Here is a 19,674-nt window from a genome sequence, read left to right on the forward strand (position 1 = left end):
AATGGCAGATCACCAACTTGCGCACGCGACCTTTTACATATCCGGCGACTCATTGGAGCCAGCCTTTTGGACGGCGTATTTCGACATCAAGCCGGATACAGCGATTACCAAGGGACAGCCGTTCACCACACCGTCTGGGCGACCGAGCAGCGCGCCGGGCCGCGTTGGCCTTTGGGGCGTGCGCAGTGAGGGCGCAGTTCGTAGCGATTCACTTGAGCCGCATTTGCGTTACCTGATTGGGCGCCTGAATCTGCCGAGAGCGGAACTTGGCCAACTGCTCGCAGACAAGGGACTTCGGATGCGCTTCTTCTGTTACTGGTACAACGAGAGCGGCGACCGCGTGCCCGATGTGCCCGACGATATCCGCACCCTGATGGAAGCGATGGGCGGCACGGTCGAGATTGACGAGTACCGATAGCGCGGCGTGAGCCGGCCCAAACGCAGAAGCCGACCCTCGCGAGTCGGCTTTTTTGTGCCCGTCTTTCCCGGCTGCCAGTTCGACGCCGCTCCCCCAAACGGGGGAACGGGAAATCTGGCGGCGCGTCTGCGCGTGCATCGCCCCGTCATTATTCCGAACTGGAATACCCCTCGGCTACGTTGCAAGATGCGTTTTGCCGTCTCGCGCACGCCTCGCGCTTCGACGGCCCGAAGCGCTTCCACGAGGCGATGCGCCTCGATCGCAGCAATAGGGCGGCCGCCAAGGGTCGGGAATACGTCACCCTCCAGCGACGCGATAACCTTGTCCGCATAGCTCGCCGTCCGTCCGCCGCGCTGCGCCTCAAACCACTCTCGCGCCACTGCTTCGAACGAGCTTTCCGCGTTGAGCCGTGCGGTGCGCCTGTCGTCTTTCCTTGCCTCGCCCGGGTCGATGCCAGCCGCCAGCAGTTCGCGGGCTTCGTCGCGCTTTTTTCGCGCCGCCACCAGCGATACATCAGGGTAGACGCCCAGCGCGAGCAGCTTTTCTTTTCCGGCAATCCGATATTTGAGTCGCCAGTATTTCTGCCCCGTCGACTTGACGAACAGGAACAGGCCGCCGCCGTCGAACAGCTTTTGCGGCTTCGCATCAGGCTTGGCGTTCTTGATAGTGGTATCGGTAAGCGGCATGGGGGTATCTCTTTCGGGTATCTGTTACGCACCCCCAGAGATACCCCCGAATATTCTGGCTGTCAATTGGCAATGATTGGCGACGCTGGAAACAAAAAACCCCGCAGCACATGGCTTTGCGGGGTTTTCTTGTAAAACTTGGGCGTCGCTTGGAGCATCTATGGTCCCCCTGACAGGAATCGAACCTGTATCTAGCGCTTAGGAGGCACTTGTTCTATCCATTGAACTACAGGGAGAGGACCGAGCCGGACAGATCGGCGAGCGCAGAGTATATCAAACCGGCGCGGGCAAAAGGAGAGCCAAGCCAGGGGCCGCCCGCGCCTCGCACAAATCCCGCAAAAACAAACGGCCCCGCAGACATCGCCTGCCGGGCCGCGCAAACCACCTGAGCATCTGGCGAAGCGCACGTAACCGCGCCTATCGCCCGAAGCTCATCTCACTGTCAAAACTCCACCACCGCGAACTCCGCCTTGCCCACGTCGCACAGCGGGCAGCGCCAGTCTTCCGGAATGTCGGCGAAACGCGTGCCCGGTGCGATGCCTTCTTCGGGCAGCCCGTCTTCCTCGTTGTAGATCCAACCGCAAATCAGGCAGACCCAGCTCTTGAATTCCGTCACTTCGATTACTTCGCTCACGACACGCTCTCTCGTTCAATGCAATGGCCGGCTTGCTCTGCCCCTTTATGGGGCGGCGCGGCGACCCGCAATATTACCGGAATTTGTCAAATCAACCGCAGACGACCGATGCGGCGCCGCCCCAACGCCTCTGCGGCGAGCCCGGGTTCGCGCGATGGGCCTCGTCACACAAGCCGTGTACGCTTTGACCTGCAAGCTATTTGATTGGACAGATGCGGCGCTCGCTTCGCACGTGTTGCGACGATCGGTCTCGGGCGAGGCCGCTGGCGGCGACGCATCGCCGGGTTTCGTTTCCAAAGGAGAAGACGATGTTTAAAAACCGATGGTTGGTCGGCGTCGCGGCGGCTTGGCTACTCGCCGGGTCAGGTGTGGCGCAGGCGGAGGGCGTGACCTTCGTGCAACCGGCGGACGGCGCGACCGTCACCAATCCGGTGCACGTCGTGTTTGGCCTCGACGGCATGAAGATCGCGCCCGCCGGCACGCTGACGGACGGCACCGGGCATCATCACCTGCTGATCGACGGCAAGCCGCTGCCGAAGGGCGAGGTCGTCCCCGCGACCGACAAGTCGCTGCACTTCGGCAAAGGCCAGACTGAAACCGATCTGACGCTGCCGCCGGGCGACCATACGCTGACGCTGCAATTCGGCGACGGCGCGCATCGCTCGTATGGGCCGGAGATGAGCAAGACGATCACGGTGCACGTCAAGTAAGCAACTGCTTGAAAGGCCGGCCCGGCGCGCGCGTCGCCGGCCCGCGCCGATCGCGTTGCACGCTGTGTCGCGCGCTTCATCGCACGGATGTTCCCGCCCGGCATACCTGCGACCGGCCCTGCGCCCGGTACAATGAGCAGTTCCGACTCATCGCTGTCTTCTCCCATTCCCATGTCGCTTTACACCATTACCGGAGCGCAGCTCGCGTTCGGTCACGTCGCGCTGCTCGACCACGCGGATTTCTCGCTCGAAGCGGGCGAGCACGTCGGGCTGATCGGGCGCAACGGCGCGGGCAAGTCGTCGCTGTTGAAAATCGTCGCCGATCTGGCCAAACCCGACGACGGCCTCGTCACGCGTCAGCAGCATCTGAGCACGGTCTACGTGCCGCAGGAGCCCGAGTTCAACGCCGACGACACCGTGTTCGACGCGGTCGCCGCCGGACTCACCGAGGCGCGCGCGCTGCTCGACGAATACGACGCGGTCGCGCATCAACTCGCCGACACGCCTGAGGGCGCCGAACACGACGCGCTGCTCGCGCGCATGAACACGCTGCAATCGTCGTTGGACACCGCGGACGCATGGAATTGGAGCACGCGCGTCGCGACCACGCTGCAGCAGGTCGGCCTGAACGGCGAAGCCCGCGTCGGCTCGCTGTCGGGCGGCATGCAGAAGCGCGCCGCGCTCGCGCGCGCGCTCGTCGTGCAGCCCGACGTGCTGCTGCTCGACGAGCCGACCAACCATCTCGACTTCGACGGCATCCGCTGGCTCGAAGATCTGCTGGTGTCGCTGCGCGCTGGGCTGCTGTTCATCACACACGATCGCGCGTTTCTCGACCGCGTCGCGACGCGCATCGTCGAGCTCGATCGCGGGCGGCTGCTGTCGTATCCGGGCAATTTCTCCGCGTACCAGACGCGCAAGGCGCAGCAGCTCGAAGTCGAGCGCATCGAGAACGAGAAGTTCGACAAACTGCTCGCGCAGGAAGAAGTGTGGATTCGCAAGGGCGTCGAGGCACGCCGCACGCGCAGCGTCGGCCGCATCGCGCGCCTCGTGCAGATGCGCAACGAGCGCGCCGAGCGCCGCAACGTGCAGGGCAACGTGAAGCTCGACGTCGGTCAGGGCGAGAAGTCCGGCAAGATCGTCGCGGAACTGACGGACGTGACGAAGCGCTATGGCGAGCGCGCGGTGGTGGACCGCTTCACGGCCTCGGTGATGCGCGGCGACAAGATCGGCTTCGTCGGTCCGAACGGCGCGGGCAAGACCACGCTGCTGAAGCTGATCCTCGGTGAACTCGCGCCGGACGAGGGCAACGTGCGCGTCGGCACGAATCCGCAGGTCGCGTATTTCGATCAGATGCGCGCGGCGCTCGATCTCGAAAAGAGTCTCGCGGACACGATCAGCCCCGGCAGCGAGTGGGTCGAAATCAACGGCCAGAAGAAGCACGTGATGAGCTATCTCGGCGACTTCCTGTTCGCGCCGGAGCGCGCGCGTTCGCCGGTCAAGTCGCTGTCGGGCGGCGAGCGCAACCGGCTGTTGCTCGCGCGCCTGTTCGCGCGCCCGGCCAACGTGCTGGTGCTCGACGAACCGACCAACGACCTCGACATTCCGACGCTCGAACTGCTCGAAGAACTGCTGATCGACTACGACGGCACGGTGCTGCTCGTCAGCCACGACCGCGCCTTTCTCGATAACGTCGTGACGTCGGTGATCGCCTCGGAAGGCGGCGGCAAGTGGCGCGAATACGTCGGCGGCTTCACGGACTGGCAGACGCAGCGCGATCGCTCGGAGCAACTCGCGCTCGAAGCGCAGAAAGAATCGAGCAAGGAAGCGCCGAAAGAAGCGGCGCCGAAGGACAGCGCGTCGGGCCGCAATGCGCAGCGCAGCGCGAAGCTGTCGTTCAAGGAGCAGCGCGAACTGGAGGCGCTACCGAAAATGATTGCCGACCTCGAGGCCGAACAGAAGGCAATCGGCGCGCAGCTCGAAGACGGCTCGGTGTTCGCGAAAGATGCACGCGAAGGCGCGCGTCTGACCGAGCGCTATGCCGAGATCGACGAGGAGTTGATGCTCGCGCTCGAACGTTGGGACGAGTTGGAAAACCGCGTCAAGTAACGCGGCGTGCGCGGCCGGCACAAAAACAACAGAAAGCGCCGCCGCGCACGGCACCGAAATTCAGCCGGCGCGCGCCCGTGCATGTTCCGCCGATACCTATCGCGCCGCCGTCCTGCGAGCCGTCCATCCTTCATTGCATGTCCCCCAACGCCCGCCGCGCCTTATCCAGTCGGCCAATTCAGCGCGGGGTCAATTGCCGCCGTGATCGAAATCAGTACAATACCCCGCGAACAGGCTTCCCCGGCGGGCTGTGCGTCCATCTCCGGCATTCGAGCGCGCCAACGGAAGCCGCGCGACAAAACAGCTTGCCCGCCTCGCGGGCGCTCCACCTAACCCCGTTGTTTCGTTTCGCTTTTTTTGAATACTCAACGCATTGTCCACGGCCCTGTCCACAGGACCTGTGGACAACGATGAACCGACGCACCGAGTCAATCATGTCTACGAAAAAGCCAAACGCCGCGTATAGCGAAGCGTCGATCAAGGTGTTGAAGGGTCTGGAGCCGGTCAAGCAACGACCCGGCATGTACACCCGCACCGAGAATCCGCTGCACATCATTCAGGAAGTCATCGACAACGCATCGGACGAAGCCCTCGGCGGCTACGGCCGGCAAATCACGGTCACGCTGCACGCGGACCATTCGGTCTCGGTCGACGACGACGGCCGCGGCATTCCGTTCGGCCTGCACCCCGACGAAGGCGTACCGGTCGTCGAAATCGTTTTCACGCGCTTGCACGCGGGCGGCAAGTTCGACAAGGCCGCCGGCGGCGCCTATACGTTCTCGGGCGGTCTGCACGGCGTCGGCGTGTCGGTCACCAACGCGCTGTCCACGCGGCTCGACGTCACCGTGTGGCGCGACGGCAGGGTCGCCGAACTGAGCTTCGCGCACGGCGACGTCGCGAAGCCGCTCGAAGTGCGTGCCGCCACCAAGGCCGACAAGAAATCCGGCACGCGCGTGACCGCGTGGGCCGATCCGAAGTACTTCGATTCGCCGAACCTGCCGCTCGGTGAATTGCAGCGTCTGTTGCGCTCAAAAGCGGTGCTGCTGCCGGGCGTCGAGGTCACGCTCGTCAACGAGAAAACCGGCGAGCGGCAAAGCTGGAAATACGAAGACGGCCTGCGCGGCTATCTGCTCGAAGGCATGAACGGCAGCGATCTGCTGATTCCGCTGTTCGAGGGCGAGCGCTACGCGGAAAGCTCGCGTGCGAGCGAAGAGACGTTCGCCGAAGGCGAGGGCGCGGCGTGGGTCGTCGCGTGGAGCGAGGAAGGGCCGCTCACGCGCGAGTCGTACGTGAACCTGATTCCTACGCCCGCGGGCGGCACGCATGAGTCGGGCTTGCGCGACGGTCTTTATCAGGCGGTCAAGAGCTTCGTCGAGTTGCACAACCTGCAGCCGAAGGGCGTGAAACTGCTCGCCGAAGACGTGTTCGCGCGGGTGTCGTTCGTGCTGTCGGCGAAGGTGCTCGATCCGCAGTTTCAAGGGCAGATCAAGGAGCGCCTGAATAGCCGCGATGCGGTCAAGCTCGTGTCGTCGTTCGCTCGGCCGGCGCTCGAACTGTGGTTGAACCAGCACGTCGAGCATGGCAAGAAACTCGCGGACCTCGTGATCAAGCAGGCGCAGGCGCGCACGCGCGCGGGGCAGAAGGTCGAGAAACGCAAGAGCTCGGGCGTTGCCGTGCTGCCCGGCAAGCTGACCGATTGCGAATCGACGGAAATCGGCCGCAACGAGCTGTTCCTCGTCGAGGGCGACTCGGCGGGCGGCTCCGCGAAGATGGGCCGCGACAAGGAATACCAGGCGATCCTGCCGCTGCGCGGCAAGGTGCTGAACACATGGGAAACCGAACGTGATCGCCTGTTCGCGAACAACGAGGTGCACGACATTTCAGTGGCGATCGGCGTCGATCCGCATAATCCGGACGACAAGGTCGATCTGTCGAATCTGCGCTACGGCAAGATCTGCATTTTGTCGGACGCGGACGTCGACGGCTCGCATATCCAGGTGCTGCTGCTCACGCTGTTCTTCAAGCATTTCCCGCAACTGATCGAGCGCGGTCATGTGTGCGTCGCGCGTCCGCCGCTGTTTCGCGTCGATGCGCCCGCGCGCGGCAAGAAGCCCGCGCAGAAGCTCTATGCGCTCGACGAAGGCGAGCTCGAGGCGATTCTCGACAAGCTGCGCAAGGACGGCGTGCGCGACAACCAGTGGTCGATCAGCCGCTTCAAGGGTCTCGGTGAAATGAGCGCCGAGCAGCTGTGGGACACGACGATGAATCCCGACACGCGCCGCCTGCAGCCGGTCGCGCTCGGCGAACTCGACTACGATGCGACCGTCGCGCGCATGACGATGCTGATGGGCAAGGGCGAAGCGGCGTCACGCCGCAGCTGGCTCGAAGAGAAGGGCAACGAAGTGGAAGCGGACATCTGAGCGCATTGCGCCTCAATGCGGCATACGACACTTCAAGCCAAACACGGACACGGAATCTAGATGGACGACGATAACACTCTCGACCTTTTCAACGAGCCGCCGTCGGACAGCGACGTGCTGACGCTCGGCAACTACGCGGAGCGCGCGTACCTCGAGTATGCGGTGAGCGTGGTCAAGGGCCGCGCGCTGCCCGATGTCTGCGATGGGCAGAAGCCGGTGCAGCGCCGCATCCTGTTCGCGATGAACGAGATGGGCCTCGGCGACAACGCGAAGCCGGTCAAATCGGCGCGCGTCGTCGGCGACGTGCTCGGTAAGTATCACCCGCACGGCGACCAGTCCGCGTACGACGCACTCGTGCGTCTGGCGCAAGACTTTTCGATGCGCTATCCGCTGATCGACGGCCAGGGCAACTTCGGCTCGCGCGACGGCGACGGCGCGGCGGCGATGCGTTACACCGAAGCGCGCCTGACGCCGATCGCAAAGCTGCTGCTCGCCGAAATCGACCAGGGCACGGTCGACTTCATGCCGAACTACGACGGCTCGTTCGAAGAGCCGAAGGTGCTGCCGGCGCGTCTGCCGTTCGTGCTGCTCAATGGCGCATCGGGCATCGCCGTCGGCCTCGCGACAGAGATTCCGTCGCACAACCTGCGCGAAGTCGCAGGAGCGGCGGTCGCGCTGATCCGCAATCCGAAGCTCTCGCATGCGGAGCTGATGCAGCATGTGCCCGGTCCGGACTTTCCCGGCGGCGGCCAGATCATTTCGAGCGAGGCGGAAATCGCCGCCGCGTACGAAACCGGCCGCGGCAGCCTGAAGGTGCGCGCGCGCTGGAAGATCGAGGATCTCGCGCGCGGCCAGTGGCAACTCGTGATCACCGAACTGCCGCCGAATACGGCCGCGCAGAAGGTGCTCGAGGAAATCGAAGAACAGACCAACCCGAAAATTAAGCTCGGCAAGAAGACGCTGACGCCCGAGCAGTTGCAGACGCGGCAGATGCTGCTCGGGCTCGTCGACGCGGTGCGCGACGAATCGGGCAAGGACGCGCCGGTGCGTCTCGTGTTCGAGCCGAAGTCGAGCCGCATCGATCAGACCGACTTCGTCAACACGCTGCTCGCGCATACGAGCCTCGAATCGAACGCGCCGCTGAACATGGTGATGGTCGGTGGCGACGGCCGGCCGCGTCAGAAGGGCTTGAGCGAAATCCTGCACGAGTGGATCGCGTTCCGTTTCGCGACGGTGACGCGCCGCACGCGGCATCGTCTGTCGAAGGTCGACGACCGCATCCATATTCTCGAAGGCCGGATGATCGTCTTCCTGAATATCGACGAAGTCATCCGCATCATTCGCGAATCGGACGAGCCGAAGGTCGCGCTGATGGCCGCGTTCGGTCTCACGGATCGCCAGGCCGAGGACATCCTCGAGATCCGGCTGCGTCAGTTGGCGCGCCTCGAGAAGATCAAGATCGAGAAGGAACTGGCCGAGCTGCGCGACGAGAAGGCCAGGCTCGAAGAGCTGCTCGGCAGCGAACCGGCGATGAAGCGCCTGCTGATCAAGGAAATCGAAGCTGACGCGAAACAGTATGGCGACGAGCGCCGCACGCTGATCCAGCAGGAAAAGCGCGCGACGTTCGAGGCGCGCGTGGTCGACGAGCCGGTCACCGTCGTGGTGTCGCAGAAGGGCTGGGTGCGCGCGCTGAAGGGCCACGGGCTCGATACGGCCGGCTTCAGCTTCAAGGCCGGCGACGGCCTTTACGCGGCGTTCCAATGCCGCACGCCCGATACGCTGATCGCGTGGGGTAGCAACGGGCGCGTCTATTCGGTCGCGGTGGCTCAACTGCCGGGCGGACGCGGCGACGGCGTGCCGGTCACGTCGCTGATCGAGCTCGAATCGGGCAGTCATTTGATGCACTACTACGCGGCGTCGGCGGAACAGGCGCTGCTGCTCGCGTCGAGCAACGGCTTCGGCTTCATCGCGAAGGTCGGCGATATGGTGAGCCGCGTGAAGTCCGGCAAGTCGTTCATGACGATCGACGCCGGCGCCGCGCCGCTCGCGCCGATGCCGATGCTGCCGGACGCGGCGCAGGTCGCGTGTCTGTCGTCGGGCGGACGTCTGCTCGTGTTCGGCCTCGACGAGATGAAGACGCTGTCGGGCGGCGGCCGTGGCGTCACGCTGATGGCGCTCGACGACAACGAAACGCTCGTGCAGGCGCTCGCGATCAACAAAGCAGGCGTGATGCTGATCGGCACGCGTCGTGGCGGCCGCGTCGACGAGGAGAAGCTGGCCGGCGCCGAGCTTGCGGCGCATGTCGGCAAGCGTGCGCGCAAGGGACGCGCGCCCGCCAGCAAGCTGAAGCTTGACGGCATGCGTCCGGTGCTGCCGGCCTAGTGGAGTCGATTTAACGAAGTTTGACGCTGTAAAACCGTGAGCGCCTGCTAGCATGCGGGGCGCTCGCGGTCTGTCGCAGCAAAGTCCGTCGCGCGAAGGGCGTGGAAGCAAACGGGGCGCGGCGGCGTCGCGGCCAGATGAACGGGCCGCGATCACAACGACAAAACGCGACGCAATAGACGTCGATACCCGGAACTGCCTGCATCACGTATGGTCGAACGCGCTCAGTTGGTGCTGAGCGGGATCGCGTGTTCTAAACGGTGTGGCGTCGTCGGGAGAGGAAAACTACATGAACAAAGCTATCGAAGTCGCGCTTTTTCTGCATCTGCTCGGGGTGGCGGTGTGGGTCGGCGGTATGGTGTTCGCGCATTTCTGCCTGCGCCCTGCGCTCGGCGATCTGTCGCCGCAACTGCGCCTGCCGCTGTGGGAGTCGGTATTTGGCCGCTTCTTCAACTGGGTCGGGGTGTCGGTGCTCGTGATCCTGATCAGCGGCGGCTTCCTGCTGATGCAATTCGGCGGCGCTCATGCTAGCTGGCCGCTGCATGCGATGGCCGGTCTCGGCATCGTGATGATGCTGATCTTCGGGCATATCCGCTTCGCCGTATATCCGCGCATTCGCCGCGCGGTGCAGGCGCAGAAGTGGCCCGATGGCGCGCAGGCGGTCGGCACGGTCCGCCGTCTCGTGCTGATCAATCTCGTGCTGGGCGTCGTGACGATCGGCTTCGCTGTGCTGTCGCGCGGGTTCTGATCGCCGGACCGCCGGACCGCCGGACCGCCGGACCACCGGATCGCCAACGGCGCAGCAGGCTTCGTGCGGCCCGCGACGCATCACGTCGTGGCGCCGTACGCGAGCCACAAACCGCACGCCACCGCCACCGTTCCATACACGGCATACACCGGCACCTTCAGCTTCGCGAAGCACATCGCGGAGAACGTCGCGGTCAGCAGATAGATCGGCTCCAGCGGTACGTGCACGGCAATGCGCAGTACCGCGACCGCGAGAAACGCGGTCGTGACCGCGCGCAGAATCCTCATGCCGTGCTCGAAGCGCGGGTTCACCTTCAACTGATGCAGATGCCGCTGCGCGAGCACGACGAGGCAGCCTGACGGCACGAATAGCGCGAGCGTCGCGATCAGCGCGCCGAGCCAGCCATCGACGAGATAACCGAAGAACGGGACCACGTTCAGCAGGGGTCCCGGGGACAACGGCGACAGCGTAAACGCGAGCGTGAAGTCGTTATCGGACACGCCGACCGCCGGCGTGACGAACAGCGTCTTCAGCACCGGCAACGCCGAGAAGCCACCGCCGAACAGCGTCATGCCGGCGCCCGCGAGGCGCGGCCACAGCAGCGCGAGGTCATAGCGATGCGGCAGCGGCAGCGCAAACAGCACGAGCAGCACGCCGAGCGAGGCCAGCAGCCGACAGTCGCCGCGCCGGAGCGACACGGCGAGTCGCGAGTCGCGCTCCGGACTCGCGAACCAGCCGGCGCCGAAGGCCGCGCCGAGCATCACCACATACGCCGCGGCGCCGTGCGCATAGAGCAGCGCGATGCTGCCGAGCAGCGCCGCCGTCCATTCGAGCTTGCCGCGCACGAGCGCGCGGGTTTGCTTGTACCAGGTGAGCGCGATCAGCGTCGCGAGCACGACGCTGAAGTGATGCAGCAGGGTTTGCGACGCGATCGTGTGCACGATGGGCGTGCGATAGAAGATCGCGAACAGCGTCATCAGCGTGAAGAAGGGCAGTACGCTCGCCACCCCGGCGACCCATGCGCCCGCGCATCCGCGCAGCGCGTGCCCGAGCTGCACGGCGACGTTGCAGCCGACGGGTCCCGGCACCATCCACGCGAGCGCGATCAGGTCCGAGAACGCCACGCGCGAGAGCCGCCCCTCGCGTTCCACGTAATGATGCTCGAGCTGCGCCATCAACGCGAGACCGCCCCACGACAGCGCCGACAGGCCGCACACGACCCGGAACAGCGTCCATAGCGGTTCCCGTTGCCCGCGGCGGGCAGCCTCATCGCTCGTGATGGTCTGCATCGGCGCTGCACGGGCCCCGTCGTGCGGGCGCCCGTCCTTTAATTGTTGCTGGATAGGCTGCTTGCGCTGTGGGCTTCGTGCGCGACGCGGCGGCCGCCGACGCTGTTCATGCCGCATACCCCGAAGCGCTCGAGCAGTGCCGGGATCGCCTCCACTGGCACCGGCCGCGAGAACAGAAAGCCCTGTGCCTCGATATGGCCGAGCGCGGCCAGCCACGCAATCTGCTCTTCGGTCTCCGTGCCTTCGACCACCACCGTGAGCCCGAGCGAGCGAGCGAGGTTGACGATCGCGGTAACCATTACGCAGACGCTGCGGTCGCCCGGAATCGCCTGGACGAACGAGCGGTCCACCTTCAGCGTATCGACGGCAAAGCGGTTGAGATAGGACAGCGAAGAGTAGCCGGTGCCGAAATCGTCGAGCGCGATGCGTACGCCGAGACGCTTCAGCGCGAAGATCTTTTCGGAGACCACTTCCGGAAATTCCATCATCGTCGTTTCGGTGATTTCGAGTTCGAGGCGGCGGGCGGAGATGCCGGTTTCCTCGATCGCGCGCGAGACCGTTTCGAACAGGTCGCCGCGCCAGAACTGCACCGCCGAAATGTTCACCGCGAGCGATAGCGTGTCGTAGCCCTGCTGCTGCCATTGCGCGAGCTGACGGCATGCGGTCTCGATCACGAAGTCGCCGATCGGCACGATCAGGCCGGTCGACTCGGCCACGGGGATGAACTCGTTGGCCGGGATCAGTCCGTGCTGCGGATGGTTCCAGCGCACGAGCGCTTCGAAGCCGGTGATGCAGCGGCGCTTCAGATCGATCTTCGGCTGATAGGCGAGGAACAGTTGCCCCTCGGCCAGCGCGACGCGCAACTGCTGCTCCCACTTCATCAGATGGTCGGCGCGATGCGACAGATGCGGCGAATAGAACTGGTAGCAGTTCTTGCCGGCGTCCTTGGCGCTGTACATCGCGAGGTCGGCTTTCTTCAGCAGGTCGATCTCGCTTTCGTTGGCGACCGAGTACAGTGCGATGCCGATGCTCGCATGCAGCACGAACGCGCTGCCGCGCACCTCGAACGGCTTCGAGAACGCTGCGCCGGCGGCTTCGGCGAGCGCGATCGCGCGCTTTTCGACATCGTCGCCCTTGATCACGACGACGAACTCGTCCCCGCCGATGCGGCTCAGCGCGCCGTCGTCGCCGACCGCGGTGGCGAGGCGCGAGGCTGTCATCTGCAGCACGATGTCGCCGGCGTTGTGGCCGAGCGTGTCGTTGACGGTCTTGAAGTTGTCGAGGTCGATAAAAAGAATCGCGAGGCGACCCAGGTTGAACGGCTGCGCGACCTCATGGCGCAGCGCCTGCAGCGTCGCGTAGCGATTGCGCAGGCCGGTCAACAGATCGTATTCGACGAGTTGCGTCATCTCGCGCTCGCGGCCTAGCAGTTTGCCTATCAGGCCGGTCGCGACCGCGAAGAAGCTGAGCATCGCGAGCGAGATGAAGCCCGCCATCAACAGATAGACGTTGCGCGTGTGGTTGTAATCGGCGAATTCTTCGCCCTGCGAAAGACCGACGAGCACGCCGAGCGGATAGCCGTCGATGTGCCGGTACGACACGATGCGCGTGACGTTGTCGATCGAATCGACGTAGGTGCCCGACACATGCTCCGAGGTCGGATACGTGCCGCTCGCGGTGAACGTGCTGCTCGTCCTGCTGGCGTTGCCGGTGCGGCGCGCGAGCACGGTGCCGCTGTCCGAGATCACCGCGATCACGCCTTCGCGGCCGATCGCCGCGTTGTTGTAGAAGTCCGACGTAAAGTAGCTCGGGTCTTCGGAGACCACGATGACGCCCGCGAACGAGCCGTCCGGATGATTGAGACGCCGCGTCATCTGCAGCGTCCAGTGACCCGACACGCGGCCGAGCACGGGCTTGCTGATGTACAGCTGGTCGTCGTTTTCGTGCTCGTGGACCTTGAAGTGCTCGCGGTCCGACAAGTCGATGTGAGCGGGGTTGAGTTCGGCCGTATTGGCGATCAGTCTGCCGTGCTCGTCGATTATCGACACCTGCACGAGCGTTTCGCTTTGCACGACGCCCTTTTCGACCGTGCTCGCGAGATCGAAATGATCGGGCGTCTTTTCGAACTCGTACTTGACGAAGCGCGTGATCTGATCGACCTGGTGAATCGCCTTGATGGTGTGCTGCTCGAGCGCCGCGGAAAGTATTGCGGAAGACGCCATCGCTTCGCGGTACGTCGCGTCCCTTTCTACCGACAGCCGCGCGAAGATCACGGTCCACAGCAGGATCAGTACGAGTACCCCGAGGGCGGGAATGACGAGCAATGCGCGCCGGCGCGTGACCAATGGATCGCGTCGCGGCCTGGCTTCGCGCGGCTCGGAGAAGCGGGACTGAGTCATCGCGCGGGCCTTGGCTGGGTGCGGGCCGCTTGCAAACGCATGGGCATCGACTGCGCGAAATAGAAGGATGGCTGCATGGTGACCAAGATGCCAATGCTGCTGCGCAGGAGGAGAGGGCGTGGCGCCGCGCCGGACCGTCCACAGGTCATCGGATACGGTTCGATATTACTGAATGCCACTGGATTAAGGAAGCTTCCGGGCATGGGGTATACGCTCGCGCGGCGGGCGCCCGGGTGCGGCTGTTCACGTGGCCTGCATCGCCGGTCTTATGACGCGGCCGGTCCGTGGTTTGTCGAAGACTTCATCGGCAACGGTGCCTGCCACTCGGCAGTTTCTGGCAGGGCTTTTGCAATCCGGCCACGATGAATTCGGAGAACCAGGTATGGCGGCGCCATCGCGCTGCGGCTTTTTGTGGTGTGAAGCGGCGGCATGTGGCGTGTCGCCGCGGCGTGCGCGCGAAGCCGCAGCTCGCTTACGCGAGCCGGCACGTGCCGTCGACGATCGTCACCGAAGGCCCGCCGATCCAGATCTTGCCGCGCGCATCGTCGTAGTGGACCGACACGTCGCCCGCGCGCCCGAGCGCGGTGCCCTGACGCGCCGTGTAGCGCGCGGCGGGACGACGGCGCTGCAGGTTCAGCAGACCCGCGAGCGCGGCATTGGCGCTGCCCGTCACCGGGTCTTCGCCGACACCGAAGCCGCCGCCCGCCATCAGGCAACGGACCTCGAACGTCGCGGGGCCGTCGGCGTCGTGCGGTCCATACACGGCGACGCCGTGCGTGTCGACCGAATGCACGAGCTCGGCGAGCGCCGCCGCGTCGGGTTCGAGCGCGAGGCAGGCGCGTGCCGAATCGACCCGCACGACGAGCCACGGCGCACCGTTGTCGACCGCGCATGGCGGCGCGCTGAAGTCGATCGCCTGACTATGTAAAGCCGTAGACAGCGCTTCGTAACGATGCTCGGCGAGCGGTGTCACGCGCGCGGGCGGCGCGGCGAACGCCCATGCGCCGTGCATGTTGTCGCCGCCGTCGAGCGCTTCGAGTTCGACGAGACCCACGCCGCATTGCTGGATCAGCTTGCCGGCCTGCTTCGGCTGGTAGCCGCTTTCGCGCAAAGCATGCGCGGTGCCCAAGGTCGGATGACCCGCGAACGGCAACTCGCCCCCCGGCGTGAAGATGCGCACGCGATAGTCGGCGGCCGCGTCGGTCGGCTTTAGCAGAAACGTGGTTTCGGACAGATTGGTCCAGCGCGCAATGGCCTGCATTTGCGCGGTATCGAGCGCGTCGGCATCGAATACGACGGCAAGCGGATTGCCCTTGAACGGTGTCGACGTAAACACGTCGACCTGTTTGAAACGAACGGTGTGAGCGGACATCGACAGGCCCCGGAGCAATGGACGTTGAGGGAGTTCGCGGATTCTATCCGCCCGCGCGGCGGCGATCCACCGTCGCCATAAGACAAAAACGCGCCGCCGGTGCGTGACACCGGTCGGCGCGTTTCAATCGCAATGCGGCGTGAATCAGGTGCCAATCTCGCGCGACACCGCACGCATTGTCACATCGCGTCGATGCTATTGGACCTCGGCGATCAGCTCGATCTCCACGCACGCGCCGAGCGGAATCTGCGCGACGCCGAACGCCGAGCGCGCGTGCTTGCCGCGTTCGCCGAACACCTCGGCGATCAGCTCGGACGCACCGTTGGTGACCAGATGCTGCTCGGTGAACTCGAGCGTCGAGTTGACGAGGCTCATCAGCTTGACGACGCGCGTGACGCGGTTCAGGTCGCCGACGTGCGCATGCAAGGTGGCGAGCAGATCGATCGCGATCGAGCGCGCGGCGGCCTTGCCTTCCTCGGTGGAGAGCGTCGCGCCGAGCTTGCCGACCCACACCTTGCCGTCCTTCCTGGCGATGTGGCCCGACAGGTACACCGTGTTGCCGCTTTGCGCGCTCATCACATAGGCCGCTGCCGGCGCACCCGCCGCCGGCAATTCGATGCCGAGTTCCTTGAGCTTGTCGTACACATTCGATTGAGCCATATCGTGTCCTCGTTTCGGTGAGATTGCATGAATGCAGGCGGGGCGAAGTCCGCGCGCAACGCGCGTGCAAGCTTCGCCCCGATGGCAGTGCGGCTAACGCCGTTCAGATTTTCGCGCGCACGAGTGCGGCGAGACGCGCCACGCCTTCGTCGATTTTAGCCGGTGGCACCGTGACGAACGACAGACGCAGCGTGTTGTGCTGGGCTTCGCTCGCGAAGAACGGAGCGCCCGGCACGAACGCGACGTTCTGCGCGACCGCTTCCTCGAGCAGCTTCATGGTGTCGATGCCCGCCGGCAGATTGACCCAGATGAACATGCCGCCTTCCGGACGGTTCCAGCTGACGCCTTCGGGCATATAGCGTTCGAGCGCGGTGAGCATCGCGTCGCACTGGTTGCGATACAGCTCGCGGATCGTCGGCACGTGCGTGTCGAGAAAGCCGTCCTTGACCACTTCGTGCACGATGCGCTGCGTGAAGCTCGGCGTATGCAGGTCGGTGGCCTGCTTGGCCTGCACGAGTTTGAAGATCAGTTCCTCGGGCGCGATGATGAAACCGACGCGCAGACCCGGCGCGAGCACCTTCGAGAACGAGCCGAGATAGACGATGTGATCGGGCGCCATCGACAACATCGTCGGCAGCGGTTCGCCCGCATAGTCGAGCGCGCCGTAGGGATCGTCCTCGATCACCGGGAACGGCGCGGTCTTCGCGAACTCGGCGAGCGCGCGGCGGCGTTCGACCGGCAGACGGCGGCCCGTCGGATTCTGGAAATTCGGCTGCGCGTACAGCAGACGCGCGCCATTGGTCAGTTCCGGCTTCAGGCTCTCGGGGATCAGGCCCTGCTCGTCGGTCGGCACCTGCACGTAGTGCGGCTCGTACATCGAGAACGATTGCAGCGCGCCGAGGTAGGTCGGCGTTTCGACCAGCACCGGGCTATCGACGCAGATCAGCACCTTGCCGAGCAGGTCGAGCGCCTGTTGCGAGCCGGTCGTGATCAGCACCTGCGACGCACGGATCTGCGCGCCGTTGATCGAGTGGCGTTGCGCGACCCATTCGCGCAGCGGCAGATAACCTTCGGTCGCGCTGTACTGCAGCGCCGCGGCGGGCGTGTCGCGCAGGATGCGGTCGGACGCCTCGCGCATGCGCTCGGCCGGGAAGGTGGCAGGCGAGGGGAGGCCGCCGGCGAAGGAGATGACTTCGGGCCGTTCCGTGACCTTCAGGATCTCGCGGATCGCGGAGCTCGTGAGCTTGCGCGCGCGTTCGGACAATTGCCACGTCGGGGCTTTCAGGTCGCTTTGGTCCATGATCTCCTCTGGTATTTCTGGAACCGGTCAAAATTTCAATTATCGCGCGACTGGCCAACCATTGCCGCTGGGGTGCCACCGGGGGTTGCCACGGGGGTTGCCCAATCACGCGCTGTTTATCCGAGGGTTCGAGAACCCTCGGGTGTTTCGAATTCGGCGACGAGCGCCGCCGCGCCGTCGGTCGGCTGTACGTCGAGCAGATGCGCGGCGCCGAGCCAGCGCAGTTGCTCGCCAATCAGCTCTGGCCGCGGATGCACGGCTTTCAACGCTTTCAGCGCGAGGTTGGTCGGCGCCAGCGACTGCGACGGATGCCGCGTCGAGTCCCACTGGATCATCGAGGGCAGCACGCCGTCGCCGGCGCCTTGCCACGCGGGGAACGACCCGTCGTCGGGCACCGTCAGGCCCCACGTGAAATCGCCGCGCGTCATCGGCACGACCGGCGCGATGCGCTGCGGATACTGCGCTTGCCACGTCGCCAGATGCTTCGGCCGCTCGACGCGCGCGACCCAATGCGACAGATACGGCCCGTTTTCCAGTCGCGCCTGCGTCGCCGGGTCGTCGAGCGCGAACAGGCGCGGGCGCGGCGCGGTGCCATCGGTTGCGTCGGCCGCGGCGTGCGGATCGATGGCGATCACTTCCAGGTAGACGCCGCCCCACAGGCCGAGCAGGCGATTGTGGGTCCGCATCAGCGGATGAGCGCCGCCGCCGGCCGGCGCGACGCCGAGCGTATCGGCGACGTACTGGACGCCTTCGTCCAGGGTGCGCGCGGAGACGACGAGGTGATCGAGACTGAGCGATTGGGCTGTCAGGGTGGTCATGGCGGATCGATGGAAAACGCTGTTCTGCGCAAGGGCCAGTTGCGCGCCACGCTTGAGGGCAGCGCTGCCGGGGCCGTAAGCATAACCGTTTGCCGGATCGGCGGGCCATACGTGTGGATTTACATGGTGTCACCAGCCTCGCTGGATTCAAATGTAACGGCCGTGACCTGCACAGTAACGGTACAATCGGCGCGATACTGTTCGGTACAGTTGGAGTCCGTCATGTCCGTCCCGCTTACCCAGATTCCTGCCCCGCACGACACCGCGTCGTTGACGCTAGTCGAACAGCTCGTCCAGTGGGCGCGGCGCCGCATCGAGGAGCGCGTGTTCCGCCCCGGCATGCGCATGCCGTCGATCCGCAAGCTCGCGCTCGACAAGGGCGTGTCGCGCTTCACGGTGGTCGAAGCGTACGAGCGGCTCGTCGCGCAGGGTTTTCTGGAGTCGCGGCGCGGCTCCGGCTTCTACGTGCGCGAGCGCCAGGGCGGCGCGGCGAGTGTCACCGAGCTGCACCCGCGCGCCGAGACGCTGCCCGCGCCGGCCAATATCGACGTCATCTGGCTGCTGCGCAACATGCTGCACACCGGCGCGCGGCCCGAGCGCAGCCCGGGCCTTGGCTATCTGCCGGCCCGCTGGCTCGACGGCGACCTGATCACCAACGCGCTGCGCACGCTCGGCCGGCAAAGCGGCATGCAGATGCTCGGCATCGGCACCGCGCAAGGTTTCCTGCCGCTGCGTCAGCAGTTGCAGACGCGGCTCGAGGAGCTGGAGATCGGCGCGTCGCCCGAGCAGATCGTGATGGTGTCGGGTATCACCCAGGCGATCGACCTCATTTCGCGCATCTACGTGAAGCCGGGCGATGCGGTGATCGTCGGCGATCCGGCGTGGTTCCAGATGTTCGGCTGCTTCGCGTCGCAGGGCGCGCGGCTCGTCGGCATGCCGTACACGCCGGACGGCCCCGATCTCGACGCGCTCGAAGCGCTGGTCCAGGAATGGCGCCCCAAAATGCTGGTGATCAACTCGGTGCTGCAGAACCCGACCGGCACCTCGCTGAGCGCCGCGCAGGCGTTCCGCATCCTGCGGCTTGCCGAGGCGTACGACTTCATCGTCGTCGAGGACGACATCTACGGCGACCTGTGCCCGCCCAGCTACGCGGGTACGCGGCTCGCGAGCCTCGATCAGCTAAAGCGCGTGATCTACCTCGGCAGTTTCTCGAAGACGCTTGCGCCGAATCTGCGCGTCGGTTTCATCGCATGCGCGGCAGAGGTCGCGACGGTGGTCGCCAATCAGAAGATGCTGGTCGGCATGACGAGCCCGGAGTTGAACGAGCGCGTGATCTACAAGATCCTGACCGAGGGCCACTACCGGCGGCACGTCGAGCGCATTCGCGCACGGCTCGACGGCGTGCGCGAGAAGGCCGTGCGGATGATCGAGAAGACCGGCATGAAGCTGTTTCTGACGCCGACGGCCGGGATGTTCCTGTGGGCCGACACCGGCGTCGACGCAGGCGCGCTCGCCGCGGCCGGGCACGAAGCCGGCTATCTGCTGACGCCGGGCGGGCTGTTTTCGCCGCAGCAGTCGCCGAGCACGTGGATGCGCTTCAACATCGCCAATTGCGGCGATCCTGAATTACCGGCGTTCCTAAGCCGTTATCTCGACGGCGTCGCGCGCCGGGCCTCTTGAAACCGCGCCGGAGCGTCCCCATTTGCGCGGACGATCCGGCGGTCCGGCGCTC

General features: G+C 65.2%; 14 protein-coding genes, 1 tRNA gene and 1 pseudogene. 7 read left to right on the top strand and 9 right to left on the bottom strand.

The window, feature by feature from the left end:
* The first annotated feature begins 1 nt into the window (after position 1).
* Positions 2-418, top strand: coding sequence for a DUF4279 domain-containing protein (locus tag HDG37_RS07485; protein WP_184045749.1), 417 nt, complete (start codon positions 2-4; stop codon positions 416-418).
* Between the two features lie 116 nt (positions 419-534).
* Here the strand turns inward: HDG37_RS07485 and HDG37_RS07490 are convergent.
* The 3 genes and pseudogenes from HDG37_RS07490 to HDG37_RS07500 all read right to left on the bottom strand — a co-directional run.
* A pseudogene (locus tag HDG37_RS07490) lies at positions 535-1,104 on the bottom strand (tyrosine-type recombinase/integrase); the annotation flags it as partial.
* Between the two features lie 161 nt (positions 1,105-1,265).
* A tRNA-Arg gene (locus HDG37_RS07495) sits at positions 1,266-1,340 on the bottom strand.
* Between the two features lie 206 nt (positions 1,341-1,546).
* Complete coding sequence (locus HDG37_RS07500) at positions 1,547-1,738, bottom strand: rubredoxin (RefSeq protein ID WP_184009557.1); 192 nt, start codon at positions 1,736-1,738, stop codon at positions 1,547-1,549.
* A 308-nt stretch (positions 1,739-2,046) separates the two neighbouring features.
* On the opposite strand from HDG37_RS07500, the gene HDG37_RS07505 reads away from it, so the two are divergent.
* The 5 genes from HDG37_RS07505 (at position 2,047) to HDG37_RS07525 (ending at position 10,104) form a co-directional block, all read left to right on the top strand.
* A complete protein-coding gene (locus HDG37_RS07505; RefSeq protein WP_184045753.1) occupies positions 2,047-2,448 on the top strand; it encodes a DUF4399 domain-containing protein in 402 nt (133 codons plus the stop codon).
* 171 nt (positions 2,449-2,619) lie between these two features.
* The gene (locus tag HDG37_RS07510) at positions 2,620-4,554 is read left to right on the top strand and encodes an ATP-binding cassette domain-containing protein (RefSeq protein ID WP_184045996.1); all 1,935 of its coding nucleotides are present in this window, start codon (positions 2,620-2,622) and stop codon (positions 4,552-4,554) included.
* Between the two features lie 434 nt (positions 4,555-4,988).
* Entirely contained in the window at positions 4,989-6,974 is a 1,986-nt protein-coding gene (locus HDG37_RS07515; protein WP_184045755.1) for a DNA topoisomerase IV subunit B, read from the top strand.
* A 60-nt stretch (positions 6,975-7,034) separates the two neighbouring features.
* The gene (parC, locus tag HDG37_RS07520; protein ID WP_184045757.1) at positions 7,035-9,356 is read left to right on the top strand and encodes a DNA topoisomerase IV subunit A; all 2,322 of its coding nucleotides are present in this window, start codon (positions 7,035-7,037) and stop codon (positions 9,354-9,356) included.
* 289 nt (positions 9,357-9,645) lie between these two features.
* The gene (locus tag HDG37_RS07525; RefSeq protein WP_184045759.1) at positions 9,646-10,104 is read left to right on the top strand and encodes a CopD family protein; all 459 of its coding nucleotides are present in this window, start codon (positions 9,646-9,648) and stop codon (positions 10,102-10,104) included.
* Between the two features lie 80 nt (positions 10,105-10,184).
* Here HDG37_RS07525 and HDG37_RS07530 read toward each other — a convergent pair whose 3' ends face one another.
* The 6 genes from HDG37_RS07530 to HDG37_RS07555 all read right to left on the bottom strand — a co-directional run bounded on the left by HDG37_RS07530 (position 10,185) and on the right by HDG37_RS07555 (position 17,933).
* On the bottom strand, positions 10,185-11,393 hold the full coding sequence (locus HDG37_RS07530; RefSeq protein ID WP_184045761.1) for a chromate transporter: 1,209 nt from the start codon (positions 11,391-11,393) through the stop codon (positions 10,185-10,187).
* Positions 11,394-11,431: 38 nt separating this feature from the next.
* Complete coding sequence (locus HDG37_RS07535; protein WP_184045763.1) at positions 11,432-13,792, bottom strand: EAL domain-containing protein; 2,361 nt, start codon at positions 13,790-13,792, stop codon at positions 11,432-11,434.
* Positions 13,793-14,264: 472 nt separating this feature from the next.
* Positions 14,265-15,164, bottom strand: coding sequence for a PhzF family phenazine biosynthesis protein (locus tag HDG37_RS07540; RefSeq protein WP_184045765.1), 900 nt, complete (start codon positions 15,162-15,164; stop codon positions 14,265-14,267).
* Positions 15,165-15,359: 195 nt separating this feature from the next.
* The gene (locus HDG37_RS07545; protein ID WP_184045767.1) at positions 15,360-15,824 is read right to left on the bottom strand and encodes a RidA family protein; all 465 of its coding nucleotides are present in this window, start codon (positions 15,822-15,824) and stop codon (positions 15,360-15,362) included.
* Positions 15,825-15,927: 103 nt separating this feature from the next.
* A complete protein-coding gene (locus HDG37_RS07550) occupies positions 15,928-17,124 on the bottom strand; it encodes a PLP-dependent aminotransferase family protein (protein ID WP_184045769.1) in 1,197 nt (398 codons plus the stop codon).
* A 116-nt stretch (positions 17,125-17,240) separates the two neighbouring features.
* Positions 17,241-17,933, bottom strand: coding sequence for a VOC family protein (locus tag HDG37_RS07555; RefSeq protein ID WP_184045998.1), 693 nt, complete (start codon positions 17,931-17,933; stop codon positions 17,241-17,243).
* Between the two features lie 231 nt (positions 17,934-18,164).
* Between HDG37_RS07555 and HDG37_RS07560 the strand changes: the two genes are divergently transcribed.
* Positions 18,165-19,622, top strand: a complete 1,458-nt coding sequence (locus HDG37_RS07560; RefSeq protein WP_184045771.1) for a PLP-dependent aminotransferase family protein — start codon at positions 18,165-18,167, stop codon at positions 19,620-19,622.
* The last annotated feature ends 52 nt before the right edge of the window (positions 19,623-19,674 follow it).

Origin of the sequence: Paraburkholderia sp. MM5384-R2 (assembly GCF_014201025.1) — a bacterium.
Lineage (GTDB): Bacteria > Pseudomonadota > Gammaproteobacteria > Burkholderiales > Burkholderiaceae > Paraburkholderia > Paraburkholderia tuberum.

Bases quoted from the DNA above. Each gene is read 5' to 3' on its own strand.
- HDG37_RS07535 (WP_184045763.1), bottom strand. From the start codon at position 13,792: ATGACTCAGTCCCGCTTCTCCGAGCCGCGCGAAGCCAGGCCGCGACGC.
- HDG37_RS07530 (WP_184045761.1), bottom strand. From the start codon at position 11,393: ATGCAGACCATCACGAGCGATGAGGCTGCCCGCCGCGGGCAACGGGAA.
- HDG37_RS07525 (WP_184045759.1), top strand. From the start codon at position 9,646: ATGAACAAAGCTATCGAAGTCGCGCTTTTTCTGCATCTGCTCGGGGTG.
- HDG37_RS07550 (WP_184045769.1), bottom strand. From the start codon at position 17,124: ATGGACCAAAGCGACCTGAAAGCCCCGACGTGGCAATTGTCCGAACGC.
- HDG37_RS07515 (WP_184045755.1), top strand. From the start codon at position 4,989: ATGTCTACGAAAAAGCCAAACGCCGCGTATAGCGAAGCGTCGATCAAG.
- HDG37_RS07510 (WP_184045996.1), top strand. From the start codon at position 2,620: ATGTCGCTTTACACCATTACCGGAGCGCAGCTCGCGTTCGGTCACGTC.
- HDG37_RS07540 (WP_184045765.1), bottom strand. From the start codon at position 15,164: ATGTCCGCTCACACCGTTCGTTTCAAACAGGTCGACGTGTTTACGTCG.
- HDG37_RS07505 (WP_184045753.1), top strand. From the start codon at position 2,047: ATGTTTAAAAACCGATGGTTGGTCGGCGTCGCGGCGGCTTGGCTACTC.
- HDG37_RS07485 (WP_184045749.1), top strand. From the start codon at position 2: ATGGCAGATCACCAACTTGCGCACGCGACCTTTTACATATCCGGCGAC.
- HDG37_RS07560 (WP_184045771.1), top strand. From the start codon at position 18,165: ATGTCCGTCCCGCTTACCCAGATTCCTGCCCCGCACGACACCGCGTCG.
- parC (WP_184045757.1), top strand. From the start codon at position 7,035: ATGGACGACGATAACACTCTCGACCTTTTCAACGAGCCGCCGTCGGAC.
- HDG37_RS07545 (WP_184045767.1), bottom strand. From the start codon at position 15,824: ATGGCTCAATCGAATGTGTACGACAAGCTCAAGGAACTCGGCATCGAA.